The 23,686-nt window shown below is 62.9% G+C and carries 23 protein-coding genes; 12 read left to right on the forward strand and 11 right to left on the reverse strand.

What is annotated here, in order from left to right:
- The first annotated feature begins 1 nt into the window (after position 1).
- Positions 2 to 1,234 carry an ABC transporter ATP-binding protein gene (locus CIT31_RS12065; RefSeq protein ID WP_095518764.1) on the forward strand — a complete coding sequence of 411 codons (1,233 nt, stop codon included), beginning with the start codon at positions 2 to 4 and terminating at the stop codon, positions 1,232 to 1,234.
- 236 nt (positions 1,235 to 1,470) lie between these two features.
- Here the strand turns inward: CIT31_RS12065 and galE are convergent, their stop codons facing one another.
- The 3 genes from galE to CIT31_RS12080 form a co-directional block, all read right to left on the reverse strand.
- On the reverse strand, positions 1,471 to 2,445 hold the full coding sequence (gene galE / locus CIT31_RS12070) for a UDP-glucose 4-epimerase GalE (RefSeq protein ID WP_095518765.1): 975 nt from the start codon (positions 2,443 to 2,445) through the stop codon (positions 1,471 to 1,473).
- Entirely contained in the window at positions 2,442 to 3,416 is a 975-nt protein-coding gene (locus CIT31_RS12075) for a UDP-glucuronic acid decarboxylase family protein (RefSeq protein ID WP_095518766.1), read from the reverse strand. Before CIT31_RS12075 ends, galE begins: the two co-directional genes overlap by 4 nt.
- A 375-nt stretch (positions 3,417 to 3,791) precedes the next feature.
- Complete coding sequence (locus CIT31_RS12080; protein ID WP_095518767.1) at positions 3,792 to 4,994, reverse strand: MFS transporter; 1,203 nt, start codon at positions 4,992 to 4,994, stop codon at positions 3,792 to 3,794.
- Between the two features lie 211 nt (positions 4,995 to 5,205).
- On the opposite strand from CIT31_RS12080, the gene CIT31_RS12085 reads away from it, so the two are divergent.
- A complete protein-coding gene (locus CIT31_RS12085) occupies positions 5,206 to 5,628 on the forward strand; it encodes a VOC family protein (protein WP_095519342.1) in 423 nt (140 codons plus the stop codon).
- 43 nt (positions 5,629 to 5,671) lie between these two features.
- On the opposite strand, the gene CIT31_RS12090 is transcribed toward CIT31_RS12085, so the two are convergent.
- The gene (locus CIT31_RS12090) at positions 5,672 to 6,565 is read right to left on the reverse strand and encodes a LysR family transcriptional regulator (protein WP_095518768.1); all 894 of its coding nucleotides are present in this window, start codon (positions 6,563 to 6,565) and stop codon (positions 5,672 to 5,674) included.
- Between the two features lie 96 nt (positions 6,566 to 6,661).
- Between CIT31_RS12090 and CIT31_RS12095 the strand changes: the two genes are divergently transcribed.
- The 3 genes from CIT31_RS12095 (at position 6,662) to CIT31_RS12105 (ending at position 8,651) form a co-directional block, all read left to right on the forward strand.
- Positions 6,662 to 7,411, forward strand: coding sequence for an SDR family NAD(P)-dependent oxidoreductase (locus CIT31_RS12095; protein WP_095518769.1), 750 nt, complete (start codon positions 6,662 to 6,664; stop codon positions 7,409 to 7,411).
- A gap of 152 nt (positions 7,412 to 7,563) precedes the next feature.
- The gene (locus tag CIT31_RS12100; protein ID WP_095518770.1) at positions 7,564 to 7,947 is read left to right on the forward strand and encodes a YybH family protein; all 384 of its coding nucleotides are present in this window, start codon (positions 7,564 to 7,566) and stop codon (positions 7,945 to 7,947) included.
- 251 nt (positions 7,948 to 8,198) lie between these two features.
- Entirely contained in the window at positions 8,199 to 8,651 is a 453-nt protein-coding gene (locus CIT31_RS12105) for a GNAT family N-acetyltransferase (protein WP_095518771.1), read from the forward strand.
- Between the two features lie 36 nt (positions 8,652 to 8,687).
- On the opposite strand, the gene CIT31_RS12110 is transcribed toward CIT31_RS12105, so the two are convergent.
- The gene (locus tag CIT31_RS12110; protein ID WP_065006680.1) at positions 8,688 to 9,620 is read right to left on the reverse strand and encodes a dimethylarginine dimethylaminohydrolase family protein; all 933 of its coding nucleotides are present in this window, start codon (positions 9,618 to 9,620) and stop codon (positions 8,688 to 8,690) included.
- Between the two features lie 22 nt (positions 9,621 to 9,642).
- The gene (locus CIT31_RS12115; protein ID WP_165778458.1) at positions 9,643 to 11,238 is read right to left on the reverse strand and encodes an amidohydrolase; all 1,596 of its coding nucleotides are present in this window, start codon (positions 11,236 to 11,238) and stop codon (positions 9,643 to 9,645) included.
- Between the two features lie 76 nt (positions 11,239 to 11,314).
- Between CIT31_RS12115 and CIT31_RS12120 the strand changes: the two genes are divergently transcribed.
- The 5 genes from CIT31_RS12120 to CIT31_RS12140 all read left to right on the forward strand — a co-directional run bounded on the left by CIT31_RS12120 (position 11,315) and on the right by CIT31_RS12140 (position 16,443).
- Positions 11,315 to 12,202: a LysR substrate-binding domain-containing protein gene (locus CIT31_RS12120; RefSeq protein ID WP_029350660.1), complete on the forward strand. Its 888-nt coding sequence runs from the start codon at positions 11,315 to 11,317 to the stop codon at positions 12,200 to 12,202.
- Between the two features lie 277 nt (positions 12,203 to 12,479).
- The gene (locus CIT31_RS12125; RefSeq protein ID WP_095518772.1) at positions 12,480 to 13,574 is read left to right on the forward strand and encodes an ABC transporter ATP-binding protein; all 1,095 of its coding nucleotides are present in this window, start codon (positions 12,480 to 12,482) and stop codon (positions 13,572 to 13,574) included.
- Positions 13,575 to 13,665: 91 nt separating this feature from the next.
- Positions 13,666 to 14,778 carry an ABC transporter substrate-binding protein gene (locus CIT31_RS12130; protein ID WP_065006765.1) on the forward strand — a complete coding sequence of 371 codons (1,113 nt, stop codon included), beginning with the start codon at positions 13,666 to 13,668 and terminating at the stop codon, positions 14,776 to 14,778.
- Positions 14,779 to 14,803: 25 nt separating this feature from the next.
- Entirely contained in the window at positions 14,804 to 15,637 is an 834-nt protein-coding gene (locus CIT31_RS12135) for an ABC transporter permease (RefSeq protein ID WP_065006677.1), read from the forward strand.
- The gene (locus CIT31_RS12140) at positions 15,637 to 16,443 is read left to right on the forward strand and encodes an ABC transporter permease (RefSeq protein ID WP_095518773.1); all 807 of its coding nucleotides are present in this window, start codon (positions 15,637 to 15,639) and stop codon (positions 16,441 to 16,443) included. The genes CIT31_RS12135 and CIT31_RS12140 overlap by 1 nt, the downstream gene beginning before the upstream one ends.
- 46 nt (positions 16,444 to 16,489) lie before the next feature.
- Here CIT31_RS12140 and CIT31_RS36015 read toward each other — a convergent pair whose 3' ends face one another.
- The 5 genes from CIT31_RS36015 to CIT31_RS12165 all read right to left on the reverse strand — a co-directional run bounded on the left by CIT31_RS36015 (position 16,490) and on the right by CIT31_RS12165 (position 20,197).
- Entirely contained in the window at positions 16,490 to 16,621 is a 132-nt protein-coding gene (locus CIT31_RS36015) for a suppressor of fused domain protein (protein ID WP_095519344.1), read from the reverse strand.
- On the reverse strand, positions 16,596 to 17,027 hold the full coding sequence (locus CIT31_RS36020; protein WP_425350607.1) for a suppressor of fused domain protein: 432 nt from the start codon (positions 17,025 to 17,027) through the stop codon (positions 16,596 to 16,598). Before CIT31_RS36020 ends, CIT31_RS36015 begins: the two co-directional genes overlap by 26 nt.
- Positions 16,984 to 17,142, reverse strand: a complete 159-nt coding sequence (locus CIT31_RS34160) for a hypothetical protein (protein WP_165778401.1) — start codon at positions 17,140 to 17,142, stop codon at positions 16,984 to 16,986. The genes CIT31_RS36020 and CIT31_RS34160 overlap by 44 nt, the downstream gene beginning before the upstream one ends.
- A 171-nt stretch (positions 17,143 to 17,313) precedes the next feature.
- Positions 17,314 to 18,378, reverse strand: coding sequence for a glycosyltransferase family 2 protein (locus tag CIT31_RS12155; RefSeq protein ID WP_095518775.1), 1,065 nt, complete (start codon positions 18,376 to 18,378; stop codon positions 17,314 to 17,316).
- 487 nt (positions 18,379 to 18,865) lie between these two features.
- Positions 18,866 to 20,197 carry a dicarboxylate/amino acid:cation symporter gene (locus CIT31_RS12165; RefSeq protein ID WP_095519345.1) on the reverse strand — a complete coding sequence of 444 codons (1,332 nt, stop codon included), beginning with the start codon at positions 20,195 to 20,197 and terminating at the stop codon, positions 18,866 to 18,868.
- 238 nt (positions 20,198 to 20,435) lie between these two features.
- On the opposite strand from CIT31_RS12165, the gene CIT31_RS12170 reads away from it, so the two are divergent.
- Both CIT31_RS12170 and CIT31_RS12175 read left to right on the forward strand, forming a co-directional pair.
- Positions 20,436 to 22,310 carry a sensor histidine kinase gene (locus CIT31_RS12170; protein ID WP_095519346.1) on the forward strand — a complete coding sequence of 625 codons (1,875 nt, stop codon included), beginning with the start codon at positions 20,436 to 20,438 and terminating at the stop codon, positions 22,308 to 22,310.
- A gap of 14 nt (positions 22,311 to 22,324) precedes the next feature.
- Positions 22,325 to 23,680, forward strand: a complete 1,356-nt coding sequence (locus tag CIT31_RS12175) for a sigma-54-dependent transcriptional regulator (protein WP_095519347.1) — start codon at positions 22,325 to 22,327, stop codon at positions 23,678 to 23,680.
- Positions 23,681 to 23,686 lie beyond the last annotated feature (6 nt).

Here is a 23,686-nt window from a genome sequence, read left to right on the forward strand (position 1 = left end):
GATGACAGAATTGCCAGCCGTTGAGGTCCGAGGACTTTCCAAGCGCTACCGGCGCGGCGCGATCGGCGTGCGCTCATTGCGTGAGGAGGTCGAACAACTTGTCGCGCGTTTGCGCTCGCGGGAAGCCAAAGCTTCCCTCAACGAATTCTTCGCCATCAAAGACATCACTTTTTCCGTTCCGACTGGCACCGTGTGCGGTATCATCGGACGCAACGGCTCGGGAAAGACCACGCTGCTCAAGGTTCTGACCTCGATCACGGCTCCGGATGAGGGCGAGGCAGTGATGCGAGGCCGGATCGGAAGCTTGCTGGAGGTAGGGGCCGGATTCCATCCGGATCTCGACGGGATCGAGAACATCTACCTCAACGGCGCGATCCTCGGCATGAGTAAGGCCGAGATCACGCGTAAGCTAGACCGGATCATCAAATTTGCCGATATCGGCAGCTTTCTCGAAACGCCGGTCAAGCGCTATTCGTCCGGCATGTATGTTCGGCTTGCCTTCGCGATCGCTGCTCATCTGGAGCCCGAGATTCTCGTCGTCGACGAGGTGCTTGCTGTCGGCGATGCTGAATTTCAAAGGAAATGTCTCGGCACGATGAAGAACGTCGCGGGTGAAGGTCGGACCGTGCTGTTCGTGAGCCACAACATGGCCATGGTTCGGCAGCATTGCACAAAAGCGCTTTATCTGGACCGCGGCCTTCTAAAGGATTTTGGCGAGGCATCATCGATCATCGATGCGTACCTGTCGAACACCGCCCCGAGCAATGGATCCGAGCGCGTTGGCGATGATGACCTCTGGATGCAGGTGGCTATTGTGCATCCGGGTACGCGCGAGCGCTGCAGCCAGCTCAAGTTTGGCGGCGATTACGATTTTGTGCTGAAGCTGGGCGCGAGGAATTCCTTTCACCGAAGCGTGGTTGATATCCAGATTTTTGACCAGGAAGGCAACTTGATCTCTGTGCTCGAAAGCCTCGCGGAAGGTGTTGATCAATTTGACATAGTTGGGCAGGCCAAGGTCGTATTCAGCGTGCGATCGTTGGGATTGTTGCCTGGCACTTATAGCGCTGGAGCGGCTCTCTATGCGTGGGGAGAGGATTACCCGGACCTCGCAAGCGAGAACTTGCTAACGTTCGACGTTGTTGCGGCTACAGTCAATGACTCCTATTGGCCATATCAAAAAGAACACGGGATTGTGCGACTGTCGCATTCTGCCCAGTTGCTTAAGGTGGATTGAAGGCGCGTGGAGAGACGTCCTGGCGAACGAATCTTCGATGGAGCTCAATCCGTCGACCGCGCGACCGCAACGTTGAAATCGCGCGCCCTGCAAAGACTGAAGGGCACCGGGCTTGCGGGAACGCCTCGGTCAGGCATCGCGAAAACGAATAGAGGAAAATTTCTCACTCGCCGCAGTCGCCGCCGCTCTCGGTTGCTTGTTGACCAGGCGGTAGGGCTCTTTCGCAAAAAAGATCGTCACAACCGGCGGCGATACCAGGCCAGCGCCGTTTCGACGATCCGGTCGATTCCGGATTGCTTAGGCATCCAGCCGAGTTCCCGGGCCGCCTTGCCGGCCGCGGCTACAAGCGCAGGCGGGTCACCTGCCCTGCGCGGACCGTAGGCCACAGGAAGGCGCGTTCCCGAAGCCCGGCTCACCGCATCGACCAACTCGTTCACCGTCGTTCCGGTTCCGGTGCCGAGATTGTAGACGTGGACGCCCGGATCGCGCAGAAGCTTCTCCCCTGCCAGAACATGCGCACGGACGAGATCGGTGACGTGGACATAGTCCCGCACCGCGGTTCCGTCCCTTGTGTCGAAGTCGGTGCCGTTAATGGTAAAAATCCGGCCCGATCTAACCGCCGCCTCGATAGCGAGCGGAATGACATGCGTTTCCGGTTCATGCCGCTCACCGACCTCGCCGTCCGGATCACATCCGGCCGCGTTGAAATACCGGAGCACAACCGCGTTGAGGCCATGGGCATCCGAAAGATTGTCCACCATTCGTTCTACGATGAATTTCGACCATCCATAGGGATTGATGGGCGACTGCGGATGCGTTTCGTCAATCGGAGAACGAATCGGAACGCCGTACGACGCGCAGGTGCTCGACAAAATCAGCTTGTCGACGCCGATCTTCAGCATTTCCTCGAGCAAGACCAGCGTCCCAAAACTGTTATTTCGGTAGTAGAGTTCCGGGCGCTCGACGGACTCGCCGACATAGGCGTAAGCGGCGAAATGCGCCACCAAATCCGGCCGATACTGGTGCAGCGCTGCTGCCACCGCTGCGACATCGCAAATATCGCCCTCGACAAGCGGTCCCCATTTGACCGCGTCGCGCCAGCCGCGCGAGAGGTTGTCATACGCAATGACCGACCAACCGGATTCGGCGAATGCCTTGCAACAGTGTGAGCCGATATAGCCGGCCCCGCCAGTGACCAAGACTGTTTTCATTCGGCTGCAGCGGACCGAGCATATCCCGATGAGACCAAGTCTTCGAAATAGGCAATGGTCGTGGCGAGACCGTCACGCAACGCAATTCTTGGCTTCCAGTTGAGCTCGCGCAAGGCACACCCGATATTAGGCTGTCGCTGCCTTGGGTCATCGACGGGCAAGGGTAAAAACCTGATCTTGGATCGGCTTCCGGTAAGTTCGATCACGAGATTGGCGAGTTCAAGCATCGTGAATTCGACCGGGTTGCCGAGATTGATTGGACCGGTAACATCGTCGGCCGTGTGCATCAGGCGAACCAGACCGTCGATGAGATCGTTGACGTAGCAAAATGAGCGTGTCTGCTGGCCGGTGCCGTACACGGTTATCGGCTTGTTTCGCAGTGCCTGCATGATGAAGTTGGAAATGACGCGGCCGTCGTCCGGACGCATCCTCGGACCGTAAGTGTTGAAGATGCGCGCTACCTTGATCCGCAGCCTATGCTGCCGCCAATAGTCGAAAAACAGGGTTTCGGCACACCGCTTGCCTTCGTCGTAACAGGAACGGGGACCTATCGGGTTTACCCTGCCCCAATAGTCCTCGGTCTGCGGGTGAATCTCGGGATCGCCGTAGACTTCCGACGTGGACGCCTGAAGGATCTTTGCGCGAACCCGCTTGGCGAGCCCCAGCATATTGATCGCCCCATGGACGTTGGTCTTTGTCGTCTGGACCGGATCGAACTGATAGTGAACCGGGCTCGCCGGGCAAGCAAGGTTGTATATTTCATCAACTTCTATGTAGAGCGGAAATGTCACGTCGTGGCGAATGATCTCAAAGGATCTGTTGTCGAGCAAATGCGAGACGTTTCTCCGACTTCCTGTGAAGAAATTGTCCACGCATACAACCTCGTGGCCTTCAGCAAGCAACCGCTCGCATAAGAACGATCCCAGAAAACCTGCGCCCCCCGTCACCAAGACTCGCTTTGCCTGCTGCATTTTAGGGATCCTCACGCCAGTTCTTCACGCGATCGAATGCGCAAAGCCCTGAGGCGAGGATAGGAAAAAAATGCTGCGCAGCAAACACAAAATGTTAACAAACTTGAAATAGTCGCGTGAGGTGTGGCGAAAAAATACGCGAAAAACCCTTCATTCACCCATTTTGACGGTTTTCGTCCGACGTCGGCTTGCCGGCAATCGGCATTTGGACGTGAACGCGTTGCGCCGCAGCATGATCGATTGCTAATTAAGGGAGATGGGTCCCGCACAGCCTTGACCCCGGCTCCTAGCACCGACAATGAACGCCTAGCGACTGGGGTCAACAGCTGACATAGCGATGTTCACTTTCGACCCCTGCGTCCTCTCTCCACCAACCTACGCCGGTTGCAACTCCCTGCGCGGCAGCCGCGGGAAGGCGATCGCCACCGCCACCGCGCCGAGTCCGACAAGGGCCGACCCGATGAACAGCCAGGAATAGCTGGCATAGGCATCGAACACCATGCCGCCGGCGAGCGGGCCGAAGGCCATGCCGATGCTGGACAGCATGGTTACGGCACCAAACACTGTGCCGAGGATGCGCTGGCCGAAATATTCGCGCGCCAGCACCGCATAGAGCGGCATCACGCCTCCATAGGTGGCGCCGAAGATGACGGCGAGCGTGTAGAACTGACCAAGCTCACTGACGGCGAGATAGGCTGCGATCACCACGGACTGTATCGCCAGACCGGCAATCAGCACCGGCTTGACCCCCAGCCGGTCGGCAAGCACGCCGTATAAAAGCCTGCCGCCCAGCCCCGCCAGGCCCTCGATGCTGTAGATGCTGACGGCCGCCATCGGCGCTATGCCGCACAGCATCGCATAGCTCACCATGTGGAAGATTGGCCCGGAATGCGCCGCGCAGCAGGCAAAGAAGGTCAGTGCCAGAACGATGAATTGCGGCGAGCGCAGCGCTTGGCGAACCGACATGCCGGTATCGTTGGCGGCAAGGTCGGAGGTGGCGTCGTCAGCGGCAGGCTTGGGCGGCTGGCGCACCAGCAATGCGGCCGGCACCAGCAGCGCCCACGCCGCGACGCCGATGACGAACATGGCGGTGCGCCAGTCATAGGCCGAGATCAGCCAGCGCGCGAAGGGCGAGATGGTCATTGGTGCCACGCCCATGCCGGCCGAAACCAGGGAAACGGCAAGGCTGCGGTTCTTCTCGAACCAGGCCGTGGTCAGAGCGATCATCGGCGCGAAGAAGGCGCTTGCCGCGAGGCCGACAAGCACGCCATAGGTGACCTGGAAGACAAGCAGCGAGCCGGTGCGGCTGGCCAGCACCAGCGCCAGCCCGAGCAGCAACGCACCTGTCATCACCACGATGCGGGCGCCGTAGCGGTCGTAAATGGCGCCCCAGGCGAAGCCGCCGAGGCCCATCACCAGGAAGTTCAGCGTCATCGCGCTCGATATACCGGCGCGTGACCAATCTGTGTCGAGCGTCATCGGTTCGAGGAAGATCGCCAGCGAGAACATCGCCCCGAGGGCGACACAGGTCATCATGGCGCCAGCCGCGACGATGACCCAACGGTAGGAAAGGCTCATATTTTTCTCCCGAGATCGTTTGGACACGGCGCGACTTCTTTCGTGCTTCGCAGCGCCGCTTGCGTCCGAAGGACGATGGCGACATTTCGAATCCTACAATCCGGTTGCATTTTTTATCCAGTCGGAAATCGCGCCACTCGATTGCTCCATTACGTTGACCGTGCGCCATCCTGAGCTAGATTTCCAACCTGGCGATCAGGAGCTAACAGGCATGGAACTTCATCGCGGCCGTCTCATCGACCACGTCCAGTTGGTGGTCAGGGATCTCAAGGCCAGCCGCCGCTTCTACGAGTCGGTTTTCAAGGTGCTCGATGTTCCGATCGGCGGCAGCGCCGAGGATTATTTCTGGGCAGACGAACTGTTCGTTTCGAGCGCCGACAGCCGGGCGGCCCAGGGAAAACTGACGGGGCGCCACCACCTTGCCTTCCAGGCAAAGGACCGCGCGATGGTCGACGCCTTCTACAAGGCCGGCCTCGAGGCCGGCGGCACGGACAATGGCGCACCGGGCGAGCGGCAGCACTACCATCCCGGCTACTATGCCGCCTTCCTGCTCGATCCCGACGGCAACAACATCGAGGCCGTCTTTCACGGGCCGGCGAACCGCAGCGCCGCCTCGGTGAAGATTGCGTTCTGATGACCGGGTGACGGATCGACGGCGGAGGCCGTCCCGACCTATCCTATCGCGTCAGCACCGCCATCCGGCCCGCCAGGAAGTCGCCGAACAGCCGGGCGCGGACCGGTAGCTGTCGCCCATACGCATGGACGATGTGCACCGGCATGGTCGGCATCGCCACCTCGGGCAGGATGCGGACCAGACGGCCGGCGTCGAGATCGTCCTGCACGGCAAACTGCATCAGATGCGCGATGGCGGCTCCGGCAAGCGCCGCTTGACGGATGGTGCCGCCGTCATTGGTATCGAGCCGCCCCTTCGGCACGATCACCGTGCCGTCGGCCAATGTGACGGGATAGGGCCGGCCAGCCATCTGGTAACGGACGAAGTCGTGGCTCTGCAAATCCTCAATAGAGGCCGGCCGGCCGCGCCGTTCGACATAGGTCCGCGAGGCCACCAGCACGATCGGCAGATTGGCGATCTTGCGCGCGACGAGCCCGGTGTCCGACAGCGCCCCCATGCGCACCGCGACGTCATAGCCTTCGCGGATCAGGTCGGCATGGCGGTCGGTGACGCTGAGCTCCAGCTTCACCTCGCCGTGCTGAGCCAGGAACGCTTGCGCCCAGGAGGCGATCAGGCCGCGCCCGAGTTCGACGGCTGCCGTGACGCGCAGCAGGCCGCGCGCCGTATCCGCCATCTGAACGATGTCCTCGGCATCGTCCAGCGCTCTCAGCAAAGGCGCGACCCGCTCGTAATAGGCGAGGCCTTCGCTGGTCAGTCCCAGCCGACGCGTCGAGCGCTGGATCAGCCTGACCCCCAGCCGCCGCTCGAGCCGCGCCACGCTCTTCGACACCGCCGACGGGCTGGAGCCGAGCAACCGGCTGGCGGCATGGAACGAGCCGGCGTCGACTGTACGCACGAAGGCGACAAGACCGGCGGTCTTTTCGAGGATGGTGGTCATTCAAGAATTCCAGGCACGAAAGAACCGATCGAGGTAATCCTAATACGCTATCCGATCACGATTAAATACCGCTCATCATCGACAAAGGAGATTTTGATGAGCAAGCTGAACGGCAAGGTCGCCATCGTCACCGGCGCCTCCAAGGGTATCGGCGCCGGCATCGCCAGGGGTCTTGCGGCGGCCGGTGCCGCCGTGGTCGTCAACTATGCTTCGTCGCGGGAAGGTGCGGACCGCGTCGTTACCGCGATCAAGGACGCAGGCGGCCGGGCCGTTGCCGTCCACGGTGATGTGTCGCAAGCGGCCGACGTGCGCCGCCTGTTCGAGGCGGCCAAATCGTCGTTCGGCGCGGTGGACATCCTGGTCAACAATGCCGGCGTCTTCGCATTCGAACCGCTGGAGGCTGTGACCGAGGCCGAGTTTCACCGAGAATTCGACACCAATGTGCTGGGCACTATCCTGACCATCCGGGAAGCGGTGAACCATTTCGGTGCCGGAGGGGGCAGCGTCATCAACATCAGCTCGGTCGCCAGCGTCAATCCGCAGCCGAACTCCCTGGTCTACGCCGCCACCAAGGGCGCGGTGGATTCGATCACGCTGTCCATGTCGAGAGAATTGGGCGCCCGCAACATTCGCGTCAACGCCATCGCCCCAGGCGGCGTCGACACTGAGGGTCTGAAACGCATCGGCATCGTCGGCAGCGAATTCGAAAGCCAAATCGTCGCCATGACCCCGCTCGGGCGCTTCGGCCAGCCCGACGACATCGCCCGCATCGCGGTGTTCCTAGCCTCCGACGACGCGTCCTGGCTGACCGGCGAGCGCATCACCGCCTCGGGCGGTTGGCGGTAAGCATAGAGCCGCGGACCGGCCGTTCACGCCCCAGGCAGCGCGACGTCGATAAAACACCGCAATCGATGACGGGAGCGATCTAAGCCCTATTTTGCGGCGAGGGAGGAGCGCCGTGCGGTATCGATGACGGCGAGAAGCCAGGGAGATAACGGATGACGGACGACGAAAGAGCAATCCGAAAGCTGGTCGAGACCTGGATGGATGCGAGCAGGCGTGGAGACACCGCGACCGTCCTCAGCCTGATGACGGACGACGCGATCTTCATGGTTCCCGGCCGGGAACCCTTCGACAAGGAGATCTTCGCGGCGGCCGCGCAGGAGATGGCCGGCGTTCATGTCGATGGCACGAACGAGATCGTTGAACTACAGCTTCTCGGCGACTGGGCCTTCATGCGCGGCCGTATCGATATGACCGCGACGCCGCCGAACGGGAAGCCGGTGCGTCAATCGGGATACACGCTGACGCTCCTGCGCAAGGAGGCTGACGGTGAGTGGCGGCTCGCGCGCGACGCAAACCTGCTGACGGCGCAAAGCTAGAGCCGGTCTCCTGCGTCTCTGCACCGGATGCGATGCAGGTCGCCCTGATCAGCCTCCTCCACCTGATCATACCGGCAACAGGGCGTTCGGCTTGACATCGGCTATGGAGGCGAAGTGTGCGTTTCGCACCACGCTATCTAAGCGGTTGTGTGCTGATCTCACGCAGAGATGGAAGTGGCGGGCACCGATCGAGCCGGCATTTGCGTTGACCATCTCTGCCCTATGTTGCGGCAACGGAGGAGCGCCATGCGATGACGAACGACAGCGGGGAATGGACGGTCCGGCTGACGCATGCACCGGACCTCCGGGCACCGAACCTCGAGGCAAAGGAACGGGCCGCCGCTTCTCTCTACCGCTACAATATCGAGAAGACCGGGATCGACGACAGAATGCCGGTCGGCGCGGAGCTTTGCAGCTCTTCGGGAGAGGTATTGGGCGGCCTTTGGGGCCGGACTGAGCTTGGGGTGTTGTTTCTCGATATGTTTTTCCTGCCGGAGCGCGTACGCGGGAAATCGCAAGGTGCACGGCTTCTCGCGGTGGTCGAGGAGGAAGCGAGAAGCCGCGGCTGCAAGCGTGCCGTTGTCGAAACAAGCAGCTTCCAGGCTCCGGATTTCTATCTCCGGCACGGCTACGACGAATTTGGCCGGGTTGAGTTCGGCAACGACGGTCACGCCCGCATTTTCTTGCGCAAAACGCTGGAATGAGGCGCCGCTTGTCAGACCCGGCTTCGCACCTGCCCCTCAGGCCGGCTCGCGCTTCAGCGCCTGCGCCATGCAATGGATGCCGCCGCCGGTCTTCGAGATCTCGCTCATATCGACCGCCGCGACCTCGAAGCCACGTGCCTTGAGCTGGCCGATTAGCGTTTGGCTGGACGTCGGCGCGATCACCCTGTCCTTGCCCAGCGACATGAAGTTGCAGCCGAGTGCCATCGTGTCCTGGAACGGCACGTCGATGATCTCGTGGCCCTTGCCTTTCAGCCAATCGACGATGCCCGGCTCCGTGCAGGCGAGGCAGACGGCGGTCAGCTTCTCGGCGATCGGCACCACCATTAGGTCGATATGGACATAATATTCGTCGATGAAGGCGATGCGGGTTTCCCAACCCTCCTTGTCGAACCAGGCCTGGACCTGGCGCGCGCCCTCCTCCTGCGTGCGGGCGCCACCGCAGCCGATCAGCACCACGCCGTCCTCGATGACGTTGAAGTCGCCGCCCTCGAAGGTGCCCGCGGTGACCATGTCGTAGATCGGGATGCCGAGCTTCTCATAGGTGCGGATCGCCGCATAGTTCTCGCCGCGCCGCCACCAGTTGGCCATCGCGGTGATGATGACGCCGTACGGCGTCATGACGCTGGAATCGCGTGAATAGACCTGCATCGGCAGTTCCGGCGTCGGCTCGTGCCAGTGGATGTTGACGCCGAAATGCTCATAGGCGGCGACCAGATCCTTGTGCTGCGCCTGCGCGATCTGGACGTTGCACGGCGCCTCGCGCAGATGTTTGCGCGACAGCGAGCTGGTCGAGAGGTGGCGCAGGAAATTGGGCGAGCCGAGCAGGACGTCGGTCAAGACATCGGTCTCGTTGGCGAAGCCCCAAGTAGTCAGTGGCTTGGTGCCGCCGGCCGGATTGCGGCGTTGCAACGAAAACGGTTCTGCTACGATGCGGTCATGAACGGTCATGGGGTTCTCCTCGCTTGGGTGATCACGCGGCTTGCGGGTTGCTTGGTATCCACCAGTCCCGTCCGCGCGGGGTGGTGACATATTCCGGCCAGCGGAAATGGATCGGTGGGTCGTAGTCGCAAAGTGGCGCCAGCCAATTGCTGCCGCCAATGCCGCCACCGGTGCGGGCGACGAATTCGTCCATCGCCGCATCGCGGGCGGACTTGTCTTCCAGCAGGCGAAGTGCTGCCAGCGCAATCGTCTTCGACGCGCAGGTGACCATCGGATCGATCGTGGCGGAAATACCGCCCAGCGCGTTCATCGCCCAGGACGGATAGGCGTAGCCGTTCCGCGAACGCAGCGCCGGGCGGGCGACATAGAACCGCGCCGTCGGCGCGTGCCATGACATGTCGGTGTAATCATCCGAGGTCGAATTGAGCTGCGACGGCGGCAAGTCGCGGCGCAGGATCGCCTCCGCATCCTGCGGCGCAATCAGGTGCTCCATCTCGGCTATGAACGGCTCGTCGGTCGTCGCGCCGCCGGCATTGACCTGGATTTCGCGGGCGGTCGCCTTGGCCGTCTCGTCCCAGCGCGGTGGCCCGACCGTCGACAGCGCCTCATAGGCGATATCAGCCATGGCGTGATTGGCCAGGCCCGGACGCGACTTCGACACCCAGTGCCGCTCATGGCGGCAGCCGCTCATTTTCGCGGCGGCTTCCGCATTGCGGTCGAGCACGGCGGTCACCTGCTCGGCCATCGCAAGCGTCGGCACGCGGATCATGTACTGGATCTCGGCCAGCCCGGCCGGCAGATTGTCGGCGGTCGCCTGCCCCGCCGTCAGGATCGCCTCGCTGATCGACCAGCCGCCCTGATGCGGCAGCATGGAATCGCGTAGCGCCTTGGACGCCATGTACATCATCATGAGCGCGTCGTTGGCACCCGGCGCCCTGACCGCCGAATGCGCCTGCGGAATCGGTGCACCATCGCTTGCGCGAACCCAATTTTCGGGCTCGTCGCACACAAAGCGGTAGATCATCGCGTAGGCGGCACCGCAATGCGTGTCCCAGCGCGCCGTGTTGCAGAGCGGCAGCATGTAGAAGGGATGAAAGGAGATCATGCCGGCAAGCCCGTCATAATAGCCCTTTGCCGCATGAATCGGCTTCGATCCCCGCACCTTCTCCGCCGGCTCGCCGGTGAAGCGCAGCGTGCCCGGTATGCCGTGCCGCTGCATCGCCGCTTTGGTCGCCAAAAGCCCGCCAAGGCTGGCAATACCGAGGCCGGAATGCGGATCGGTGTGGCCGCCGGCCTGTTCGCCGAGGCCCGGGCGCGGACGCCTCACTGTCGCCGCATCCTGGCAATTGCCGGGTACGGCGTCATACTCGGCATACATGCCGATGGTCGGCCCGGCGCCGTTGGTCCAATGGGCGCAGAAGGCGGTGGGCATGCCGCCAGAGCCTTCCTCCACAGAAAAGCCTTCGTGCTTCAGACGTTCCACATACCAGGCGGCCGACTGGTATTCGCGCCAGGCGGTCTCGCCGAAATCGAAGATCGTCCGCGTCCACGCCGACAGCGACGGCTGGATGTCATCCAGACAGGCAAGCGCGGTCGCTTGGGCCGAGTTCGTCACCGGTTCCTCCATGGACGAGAAGAAAGCAGTGAAGCGCCTCGCCAAAAAGTGATATGTTTTCCCGGCTCATGCAAATTCGGTTCACCTCTTGAGAATTCCTTCGACGCAGGCGCTGCGCGCCCTCGACAGTTTTGCCCGTCACGGCAGCGTCTGGCGCGCTGCTGACGAACTTCATCTGACCCGCAGCGCCGTCAGCCATCAGCTTCGCCTGCTCGAACGCGATCTCGGCTTCGATCTGCTCGAGCGCATCGGCAAGGGCGTGGCGCTCACTCCGCGCGGCCAGCGCTATGCCAGCGACGTGCGCAAGGCGCTGACTGTGCTGGGCGACGCAGTGACTCGCCACGCCGGCACCGGCGTCGGCGGCTCGTTCAGCGTCAGCTGCACGCCGGGTTTCGCCTCGCTGTTCCTGTGCACTCACATTGGCGAATTCCGGCAGATGTACCCCGATGTCGCGCTGCGCATCCTGACGCCGCGGCGGCTGGACGACGTCAGCAATGCCGAAGCCGACGCCTTCATCGCCTTCGGCGTCGGCAACTGGCCGAACCGCGCGGTCGAGCTATTGTGCGAAATCTCGTTTACGCCGCTGTGCAGCCCGACGCTGCTCAACAAAGTCGGCGGCTTTTCCAAGCCGGCGGACGTGCTGCGCGCCAATCTGCTGCATCTCGGCGACACCGAGGACTGGGCGCGGTGGCTGGCGCTATCGAAGGTCGAGAATCCGGACATCGAGGGCGGCATCTTCTTTTCCGACATGAACCTGGTCTTTTCGGCGGCGATCGCCGGCCAGGGCATCGCCATGGGCGACGAGTTGACCAGCCGCCGGGCGCTGAGCGAAGGCCGACTGGTGCGCCCCTTCGACATCGCGATCAGTTCGCCGCGGTCGTACTTCTTCGTCTCAGAGCATGCCAAGGCGAGCCACCCGGTGCTGGATGTATTCAGTGGATGGTTGCGGTCGAAGCTGTCGGAGAACCAGCGTTAATCTCCCCCCTCGAGGGGGAAATGGCCGCGGAGCGGCCAGAGGGGTCGCTTCGCTTCGGCTGGGCTCGGCCCGGTCTGGCTTTCAAAGAAAGAGGAAGTTGGCGCTCACGCGCAGCGACCCTCTGTCGCCTTCGGCGACATCTCCCCCTCGAGGGGAGAGATTTGGCACTACACCTCACCATAGATGAATCAAATTTGCCGGTCAGGCGAAAACTATTCGGTTGCGGTGAGCCGCCGCCCTGCCTACGATTTCAATCAGCATTGAGGACAAAGGCAGGATGCAGCAACCCGGCCGGGCCGCAGAGATCAAGGCAATCGGGATCGGCAAGAGCTTCGGCTCGTTCCGTGCACTGGACGATCTGACGCTCGATATCGGCCGCGGTGAGTTCCTGACCCTCCTCGGGCCTTCCGGTTCGGGCAAGACCACCTTCCTGATGATCCTTGCCGGTTTCGTGCAGCCGACCGACGGTCGCCTTTACAGCGACGGCGTCGACATCACCGAGCGGCCGGCCGAACAGCGTGCGGCCGGCATGGTTTTCCAGGGTTACGCGCTGTTCCCGCATATGTCGGTCGAGGCCAACATCGCCTTCCCGCTCAAGGTGCGCAAGAAATCGTCGGCAGAGATCAAACGACGTGTCGGCGAGATGATCGAGCGCGTCGGGCTGAAGGGCCACGAGAAGAAACTGCCGTCGCAGCTTTCCGGCGGCCAGCAGCAGCGCGTGGCGCTGGCACGCGCGCTGGTGTTCGAGCCGGGCGTGCTCCTCCTCGACGAGCCGTTCTCGGCGCTCGACAAGGGCTTGCGCGGCCAGATGCAGGCCGAGATGAAGCGGCTGCACCAGGAGACTGGCACCACCTTCGTCTTCGTCACCCATGACCAGAGCGAGGCACTGGCGCTATCGTCGCGCGTTGCCATCTTCAACCACGGCAAATTGCTGCAGGTTGGCGCGCCTGACGAGGTTTACGACCGGCCGGCCAGCCGTTTCGTCGCCGAGTTCCTCGGCGAGATCAACATGCTGCCGCTGAAGGGCGTGCGCAACGCCGACAACGGCGCCACCGGCCTATGCGAAGATCGCACCATCACGCTGCGCGGCAATGCCAGCGCCGTCGGCGGCAACGCCATCCTGGCGATCCGGCCCGAATACATGTCGATCGCGCCCGAAGCGGCCGCCGGCGAGAACGGCATCGCCGCGACTGCGGTCGCTTCGACCTATCTCGGTGCCGCGACGCGGCTCGATCTCACGACGCGCCAGGGCGCCAAGGTGACGGTCTCGGTGCCGAACGAGGTCGCAGCGTCGGCACTCAGCAAGGGCAATTCCGTGTGGCTGACATGGCCGGCGGAAAAAGGTTTCCTCCTTCCGGACGGAGGACAATGACGATTGGCGTGGCGAAGCTGAATTCGCCAAGCGGACTTTCGGGAAGTATCAACGACAAAAAAGGGGAACTGACATGACAAACAATTCAAAGATGAGCGAAACCAAGAAACACTCTATCGAGACGCTGTCCGCCAGGGCGGCGCGCGGTGAGATCTCGCGCCGGCAGTTCACGCAGCTGGCCGCACTCGTGCTGGCCGGCACGCCGATCCTGCTGCGCTCGACCGGCGCGTTCGCGCAAGCCAAGGAACTGGTGCTGGTCAATTGGGGCGGCGACGCCATCACCGCCTATGATGCGGCCTATGGCCAGGCCTTCACCAAGGAGACCGGCATCACCGTCAAGATGGATGGCTCCGGCCCGACAGAAGGCGCGATCGCGGCGCAGTTCAAGAGCGGCGCCCCGACCTGGGACCTGGTCGACGTCGACCCGTTCTCGGCCATCACCCTCGGCGCCCAAGGCATGCTCGAGCCGATCGACTATTCGATCGTCGACAAGAAGAAGATGCGCGAGGGCTTCGGCTGGGAGCACGCCGCCTCGACCTATTTCTTCTCCTATGTCATCGCCTATGATTCCGAGAAATTCGGCAGCCAGGCACCGACCGGGATGGCCGATTTCTTCGACGTGACGAAATTCCCCGGCAAGCGCTCGCTCTACAAATGGGGCGTGTCGAGCTGGGAAGCGGCACTGCTCGCCGACGGCGTCGCGCCTGCCTCGCTCTACCCGCTCGATCTCAAGCGCGCGCATGACAAGATCGCCGCCTTCAAGGAAAACGTCGTGGCCTATTGGGGCGGCGGCGCCGAAAGCCAGAGCGTGCTGCTCGATGGCGAGGCTTCGATGGCGATCGTCTGGTCGACTCGGGCGTCGCTGATCGAGCAGGATTCCGGCGGCAAGATCAAATTCATCTGGGACCAGGGCCTGATCTCTCCCGGCGCGCTCGCGGTGCTCAAGGGCAATCCCGGCGGCAAGGACGCGGCGATGAAGTTCATCGCCAGCGCCCAGGATCCGGAAAAGCAGCTCATTATGTTCGACAAGCTCGGCCAGGGTCCGGCCAACCCGGCCGCCGACGCGCTGATCCCCGCCGACAAGAAGCGCATCAACCCGGTCGACCCCGAAAACATGAAGAAGCAGATCGCGCTCGACATGGAGTGGTACGCCAAGAACTACGGGGCCGCACTCGACGAATACACGAAGATCATCTCCGCCTGATAGGACCGGGATAACCGGGGCCGAGATGAAAGCATATCTCTCCGACAGGATGGGCGCGGCGCTGTTGATGGCGCCGCTGCTCCTGTTCCTTGGCGCCGCCTATGCCTGGCCATTTTTCGGCGTCGTCAATTGGAGCTTCACGCTGCCAGAGCCGGGGCTCGGGCAGTATGGCACGCTGCTTAGCGACCCGCTGGTTCAGTCGGTGTTTGTCCGCACGCTGCGCATCGCCGCGATCGTCACGATTGTTTCGGTTGCCGCTGCCTATGCCATCACCGTGGTCTGGGTGCGCGGGACGCCGGCGCAGCGCGTAATCGCCGAATTCTGCATCCTGGTGCCGTTCTGGATCTCGGTGCTGACGCGCGCTTTCGGCTGGGTGGCGCTGCTTTCCAATCGCGGCCTGTTCAATACCTGGCTGCAGGCGATCGGCTTCATCTCAGAACCGCTGACGCTGGTACGCAACGAATTCGGCGTCATCGTCGGCATGACGCATTTCCTTATCCCCTTCGCCGTGTTTCCACTGGCGTCGTCGATGCGCAGCCTTGACGACCGCGTCCTGCTGGCGGCGCGCGGGCTCGGCTCCAGCCGTATGCGCACCTTCTGGTCGGTGTTCGTGCCCATGACCCGCTCCGGCATCATCGGCTCGGCGCTAATCGTCTTCGTGTTTTCGCTGGGCTTCTTCGTGACGCCGGCGATCCTCGGCGGCGGCCGCAGCGTGATGGTCGCCGAGCTGATCTATCTCCGCATCTTCCAGAGCCCGGACTGGGGCCTGGGGGCGGCGATCAGCGTCGTACTGGTGCTGTTCGTCGGCGCGCTGATGGCGCTGGTGTTCCGCTATGTCAGACCGAAGCAGCTGATCTGATGCCGACCTACCGCCCCGGCCCCGTCTCGCTGGTCCTCGCCGCCCTGGTTGCGCTATTTCTGCTGTTGCCGCTGCTTGCCGTCATCCCGGTGTCGCTGACGCCGACCCGCATGCTTGCAATGCCGTCAGGCGAATTGTCGCTGCGCCATTACCGGGCGCTGACCGAGGATCCGCGCTGGATCAACTCGATCCTGCTCTCGATCAGGATCGGCGTCGTCAGCAGCGCCTTTTCCACCGTGCTGGCGCTGTGCTTCAGCCTCGGTGTGTGGATGTTCCAGCCGCGCTTTACCGCTGCACTCGTCGGGTTCGTGCTGCTGCCGATGGTGGTGCCGCCTGTGGTCTCGGCGATCACGCTCTACTTCCTGCTGACCTCGATCTCCGGCGTCAGCTCGTTCTTCGGCTATGACACCTGGCTCGGTGTCGCCATGGCGCATGCGGTGATGACGGTGCCCTTCGCCACAGTGCTGATCCTGGTGTCGCTCAGCCAGCTCGACCGGCGCATCGATCTTGCCGCGCGCGGCCTCGGCGCCACCGTGTGGGAGCGCGCCACCCGCATCATCATGCCCAACATCAAATTCGGCATCGTCACCGCAGCCCTCCTGTCCTTCGTGCTGTCCTGGGAAGAGATCGGCGTCACCCTGTTCATCACCTCGGTCAACGCCATCACGCTGCCCAGGCTGATGTGGATGGGCCTGCGCGACAACATCGACCCGGCGATCGCCGCCCTTTCGGTGATCCTGATCATCATCACGGTGCTGGTGCTGGCGGCGCGCAGTGTTGTGGTCAGGCTGCGCCGGCCGAATTAGGATATAAGGTCTGGCTGCAGACGCGAATGGCCGCACCACGTTGCCGCTAAGTGATGGACCTCCGGTGAGGATCGGTCACCGGAAAGAACCCAAGGGGTTGCAGCCGGTCGATGAGAGCCTCGGTGCCATTCTCCTTTGCGAAGGCCAGTTCACTATCGGTGATCCCTGTAAAGGTCAGGAGATCGACCTGCCCTGAAGGGCAATTGGAAGCCCGTCGGCAAAGAGGCGGGGCGCGAAAGGATCACATTTCTGATGAGGCAGTTTTCCTTTCCGTTGATCGGCGAGCGGATTGGAATGCGATCGCCCTCGGTCAATGGCTGACCGCCCGGGAAATGGCCCACCTCGAGCAGCAGGTCGAAAGCCAGCAGGTTTTGCAGGCATTGGGTTGCCCAATCGCCGCGCTCCGCGGATGCAAAAATGAACTCGATGCCAGCCCCTGATTGAGAGGCAGGATCGTAGCCGTCGCTTTCCTCGTGCCACGGATTTGAGTGACCCGAAGTGACGTAGAGCCAGAACGGCCTTTGTGGCGTCGGTGCGAACTCACATACGCCGTAAAGCGGCGGTGGGATCGATCTCTTTGACACCGAACCTTTGCGCAAACAACTCAGATGAAAGCGTAAAGATGCCGCGTTGCTCTCCGCCGAAGAGGGTTGGATAGATTTTCTCTTCCCGGATCCGCCAGACTTCCTCCAGGTCCATGGACGCCCCCGAACTTGCCTGGTGAGTCCAGGTTGGCGAAGCCTGTCAGAACTTATGGAACGAAAATAGTCCTGGAACATGTTTGGCGAGCCCGGCAAGATTCGATTGCAGTCGACGATGGCGCCTGGGCACTCGGTCGGACAACTGGCCGAGCCATGTCAACGCGTCACTCTATCCCATCGCGTGGCGGATTGTCTTGGACAGACTGCTAAGGAATGCCGGTCTAGACGATGCGTCGAGCTTCCACGACAGCACCGCCGTCGCCATTTTCCGTGGCAACACCCCGACTGACAGGAACCAGGCGGCAAGGACGGCGCGCCGCCGCAGGGACGCGGTCATTTCGAGGCTGGCGACGGCGCCCGCCGCCCCGAGCGCCAGCCGGAAATCATTGGCCACGGGATGCCGGCGTCTGTCTGCGCACAGCGACGCCAGCCGCTCTTCCAGATGGACCGGATCGTGGCGGACCGCCTCCGACGGCACGATTGTTAAGCCGATCCCGGAGGCTTGATCCGACAGCGCCTGCATGCGGCGGAAATCGTGGGTTACCCTCCAGCGCGCCCGCTCGGCGAGCTTTTCACCGAAGACCGAATGGTTGGCGCCGTGGATCCGGTAGGCGCCGACGCATTCCTCAATGGACTGGACGTGCCCGTACATAGGCGCCAGCGTTGCAAGATAGCCGTCGGCGCCCTGGCGGAACTCCGGCTCTGGAATCGGCATGATCGATTCCAGGGTTGTGCGGTCAAAGGCCAGCCCGCTGGTTACGGTTGTCTGGTAGCGGCCCTTGTGCAGAAGTTTCGGCATGACGTCGCCGCTGTCGAACGGCAGTTCGGGCGGCGGAAAGACGTCCTTGATGCGTTGCCGCTCGTCGACGATATGCAGCCTGGACTGCACCTGGGCCGTTGCCGCATCCCAGGTGTCGACGATCGTGGAAACAGCGGTCGGATAGAGGTAGTCGTCGGCGTCGAGGAACAGGACGATCTTGCCCGAGCTTGCCGCAAAGCCGGTGTTGAACGCGGCGGCATGCCCGCCATTTTGCACTCGCGGGCATGCGACGATCTCGTCGCGATAGGATTCTATGATTGTCGTGGAATTGTCCTGGGATGCATCGTCGACGACGACGACTTCGACATCCGCGTAGTCCTGCTCCAGCGCGCTATCAATGCTGCGTTTGAGGAAACGCGCGTAATTGTAGTTCGGGATGATGATTGATACCGGAATCCTCGGTTCAGACTGCATCGCGTTCGACCTCGCATCTTGCTTTGGTTTCGGCAAAGCCCGCTCACGGGCCGCCCCCTCTTCAAGCGCGACGAGTTCCTGAGAGGAAGCATGCGCCTTCCGTCAGGAGACGGGTCACGTCTCTTGCGACTTCGTAGCGAGGCCGCCATGCCTTCGAGGGCTGCCGCCTTGGTCAAGGTTGTGGTCGGCGGCAGCAAAAGCTCCGACGGTTTCGGCCGCTCGCAACCGAGCCCGACGGAAATGTCTCGCCTTCGGTCGCGATCAGGTCGGGATCGAAGTGGACGGGTGCCTTGAAGGCATGGCGGATACTGGCCATCAAATACGGCTGGAGCAAGCCCCGCGCCAACAACAAGACTCACAAGCCTGTTACATCCAAGGCAGCGCGCAGCGGCGTGGCCTGTGGATAATCGCAGATGTTAGAGATTGGCCGCGGCTAGTCCGAAGCCGGCGGCAGCCGGCTTCGGAGTATGACCATGCAGCCTGACAATCAGGCGGCCTGCAGCCCTGGCAGCGCCAGGTCAGCTTCCTCCGGCAAGTCGCCGGCCATTGCTGCGGCAAACTTGGTCTGGTCAAGTTCCCCTTCCCAGCGCGCCACGACCACCGTCGCCACCGCATTGCCGACGAAGTTGGTCAGCGCCCGGCATTCCGACATGAAGCGGTCGACGCCGAGGATCAAAGCCATGCCGGCGACCGGCACCGTGGGTACGACCGAGAGCGTCGCGGCGAGCGTGATGAAGCCGGCGCCGGTGATGCCGGCGGCACCCTTGGAGCTCAGCATGGCAACGGCGAGCAGCAGGATCTGGTCGCCGAAGGTGAGCGGCGTGTCGGTCGCCTGCGCTATGAACAAAGCGGCCAGCGTCATGTAGATGTTGGTGCCATCGAGGTTGAAGGAATAGCCGGTCGGGATGACCAACCCGACCACCGAGCGGTTGCAGCCGGCGCGCTCCATCTTGGACATCAGGCCCGGCAGTGCCGCTTCCGAGGACGAGGTGCCCAGCACCAGCAGCAGCTCTTCCTTGATGTAGCGGATCAGCGCCAGGATCGAGAAGCCGTTGTAGCGGGCAACGGCGCCAAGCACCACCAGCACGAACAGCAGCGCGGTCAGATAGAATGTGCCGATCAGCATCGCGAGGTTGGCGATCGAGCCGATGCCGTATTTGCCAATGGTGAAGGCCATGGCGCCGAAGGCGCCGATCGGCGCGGCCTTCATCAGGATGGCGACGAGGCGGAAGATCGGCGTGGTCAGTGCCTGCAGGAAATCGACGACCGGACGGCCGCGGTCGCCGACCATGGCCAAAGCGACACCGAACAGCACCGAGAAGAACAGCACCTGCAGGATGTCGCCCTTCGCGAAGGCGCCGGTGATCGTGTCGGGGATGACATTCATCAGGAAGCCGACAATACTGGTGTCGTGCGCCTTTTCGGCATAGGTCGCCACCTTGGTGGCGTCGAGCGTGGCCGGATCGATATGCATCCCGGCACCCGGCTGGACGACGTTCGACACGACGAGACCGACGACAAGCGCCAGCGTCGAGAACACCAGGAAATAGATCATCGCCTTGCCGGCGACGCGGCCGATCTTCTGCAGGTCGGCAACGCCGGCGATCCCGGTCGCCACCGTCAGGAAGATCACCGGCGCGATCACCATCTTCACCAGCTTGATGAAGGCGTCGCCGAACGGCTTCATCGCCTCACCGGTTTCGGGATAGAAGTGGCCGAGAAGCACACCGGCGGCGATCGCCGCCAGCACCTGCACATAGAGATGCCGGTAGAAGGGAAGTTTGCCGCGCGGCTCGGCGGCAGCGAATACTGTCTGCATGACGTCCTCCATTGTGCTCCGATCGAAAGCTCGACCTCCCGGAGCAATTGCATTGACCTCCAGCAGCCTCGCGACCGCTGAATTCGTGTTTGCAACTGCCGTGCCAGACTGCGTGGAAGAGAATTTCCCTATGATTTTATTGAATATTCTCGAAATCGAGGTTTCGTTTCGCGCATAGGAAGTGCGGATATTCGCATAGCCGAATTGTGCTTTGTGCGAAAACATGCACAGATGGCTGATGCTGCAACGCCCCGCCGCTGCCCCGTTTTCAACGCCCCAACCGTCGACGCCCGAGCAACTCGGCAGGCGAGCGCGCCGTGCCTGGCTGCTGTTTGCGGCCATCGCCCTTGCGATCGCCACGGCCGCACTTTACGGCGCAGGCCTTTATGGCCGCACCACGGAGGTTGGGGCACTGGCGGCGCAAGGCCGCACCGACGCCAATCTGAAGGTCGCGCTGCTGCGCGCCGTGCTGGAGAGCCCGCGCGCCCTGCCCCTGCTTTTGTCGGAGGACCAGCAGGTGCGCGACGCGCTGGCACAGAAAAGTGCTGCTGCGGTCGATGTGCTGAACCGCAAGCTTGAAGGGCTGGTCTCCGGCACCAAGGCTTCGGTGCTCTATGTCATCGGCACCGAAGGGCTGGCGATCGCCTCCAGCAACTGGCGCGAGCCGATCAGCTTCGTCGGCAACGACTACCGATTTCGCGATTATTTCTCCGGCGCGATGCGGGCCGGAACTGCCGAATATTTCGCGCTCGGCAATGTCAGCAAACGCCCCGGTCTCTACATCTCGCGCCGCGTCGGCGATGATGCCGCACCGCTCGGCGTCGTTGTCGTCAAGGCGGAGTTCGACCAGCTCGAGGCCGACTGGCACGAGGCGAACCGCCCGGCCTATGTCAGCGACGAGAATGGCGTCGTCCTGATCACCAGCGTGCCGTCCTGGCGCTTCATGACGACCGGGCCGCTTGCCGGGCCTGATCTTGCCGCCATTCAGAACAGCCAGCAGTTCGGCGACGCACCGCTGATGCCATTGCCGATCACGCGCCCGCAGGCGCTCAGCCCGGACGTGTCGATCATCAATGCGGTGACGCCCGGCGGCAACGACGCGGAATATCTCAGGCTTTCTACGCCGGTCCCTTCGACTCCGTGGCGGCTCGACTATCTCGTCCCGGCCGAAGCGCCGATCGCCGCCGCGGTCCGTGAAATGCGGCTCCTTGCACTCGGCGTCATTGTCCCGTTGCTCGGCCTTGCTGCGTATCTGTTGTGGCGGCGGCAGTCGGGGCAAATGCGGATCGCCGCCGAACAGGCGGCGCGCACCGAGCTCGAACGCCGCGTCGTCGAACGGACCGAGGATCTGAGCCGCGCCCGCGACCGGCTGCAGGCGGAGATATCACACCATCGCAGCACGGAAGCCAAGCTGCAGGTGGTGCAGCAGGATCTGGTCCAAGCCAACCGCCTCGCCATCCTCGGCCAGGTCGCCGCCGGCGTCGCCCATGAGATCAACCAGCCGGTCGCCACCATACGCGCCTATGCCGACAACGCCCGCGTCTTCCTCGACAGGAAGCAGACCTCGCCGGTCGAGGAAAATCTCGGCGCCATCGCAGCGCTGACCGAACGCATCGGCACTATCACCGAGGAGTTGAAGGCCTTTGCCCGCAAAGGCCGCGCCGCCGCCGAGCCTGTCGAACTGCGCGGCGTCATCGAGGGCGCCGTGGTGCTGTTGAGAAGCCGCTTTGCCGGCCGGCTCGAAGCGCTGGCCATCGACCTGCCGCCGCCGAGCCTCAAGGTCATGGGCAACCAAGTCCGGCTCGAACAGGTGCTGATCAACATCTTCCAGAACGCGCTGGAAGCGCTGGACGGCCGCGACGATGCCAGGGTGCAGGTCTCGGTCGAAGACACGACGGATGGGGTCACGGTCGGCGTGTCCGACAACGGCTCGGGCATTCCGCCCGCAATCCTCAAATCGCTGTTCACGCCGTTCAACACATCGAAGGAAAAAGGCCTCGGCCTTGGTCTCGTCATCTCGAAGGACATCGTCGCCGATTACGGCGGACGCATCGAGGTTTCGAGCGACGACAGCGGCACCCGCTTCACCATCCATCTTGCAAAAGCAGCGTAATGGCCAAGGCAGAAATGACGAACGATGACGCCGCGCCGGTCATCCTGATCGATGACGACAGCGATCTCCTGAAGGCCACTGCGCAGACGCTGGAGCTTGCCGGCTTCTCGGTATCGGCTTTTTCGGTGGCGGCCGAGGCGCTGGCGACGCTCGACGCCGGTTTTGCCGGCGTCGTGGTCTCGGATATCCGCATGCCTGAGATCGACGGCCTGCTGCTTTTCGACCGCGTCCTGCGGCTGGACGCGGACATTCCGGTCATCCTGGTCACCGGGCATGGCGACATTGCCATGGCGGTCAAGGCGATCAAGGACGGCGCCTACGACTTCATCACAAAGCCCTTCGCCGCCGACAGGCTGGTGCAGAGCGTGCGCCGCGCGGCGGAAAAGCGCCGCCTGGTGATGGAAAACCGCGCCTTGCGCGAAGCGGCCGGAGAAGCGCAGGACGGCCTGCCGCTGATCGGCCAGACGTCGGCGATGGAAAGGCTGCGCCGCACGCTGCGCCAGATCGCCGACACCGACGTCGACGTGCTGGTGACCGGCGAGACCGGCTCCGGCAAGGAGGTGGTGGCAAGCCTCTTGCATCGCTGGAGCCGCCGCGCCAGGGGCAATTTCGTTGCGCTGAATTGCGGCACTCTGCCGGAGACGGTCATCGAGAGCGAGTTGTTCGGCCATGAGGCCGGCGCCTTCACCGGCGCGCAGAAGAAGCGGATCGGCCGCATCGAGCACGCCAGCGGCGGCACGCTGTTCCTCGACGAGATCGAAAGCATGCCGGTCTCGACACAGGTGCAGATGCTGCGCGTGCTGGAGATGCGCGAGGTCACGCCGCTCGGCACCAACGAGTTGCGGCCCGTCGACCTGCGCGTGGTTGCGGCCGCCAAGGTCGATCTCGGCGATCCGCGCCAGCGCGGCACGTTCCGCGAGGATCTCTACTACCGGCTCAACGTGGTGACGATCTCCATTCCGCCGCTGCGCGAGCGCCGCGACGACGTCGCCCTGCTGTTCTTCTATTTCGCCGAGCGCGCCGCCGCCCGCTTTCGGCGTCCGGTGCCGGCGGTGTCGGCCTCGGTGCACCGCCATCTCAGGGAGCATGACTGGCCGGGCAATGTGCGCGAGCTCGCGCATTTCGCCGAGCGGTTTGTGCTTGGATTGGAAGAAGACGCTGGAGCGCTTCCCCCTGGCCCAGCCCGGCCGGATGCCGACATGAAGCTGCCGGAGCGGCTGGAGCGCTACGAGGCCAACATCATCCGCGAGACGCTTGGCCGCAACGAGGGCGACGTCAGGCGCACGATCGAAGCGCTGGGGATTCCGCGTAAGACGTTCTACGATAAGCTTCAGCGCCATGGCATCGTGCGCAGCGAGTTTTCCAGGTAAAGGGCC

The organism is Mesorhizobium wenxiniae (assembly GCF_002284535.1).
GTDB lineage: Bacteria > Pseudomonadota > Alphaproteobacteria > Rhizobiales > Rhizobiaceae > Mesorhizobium > Mesorhizobium wenxiniae.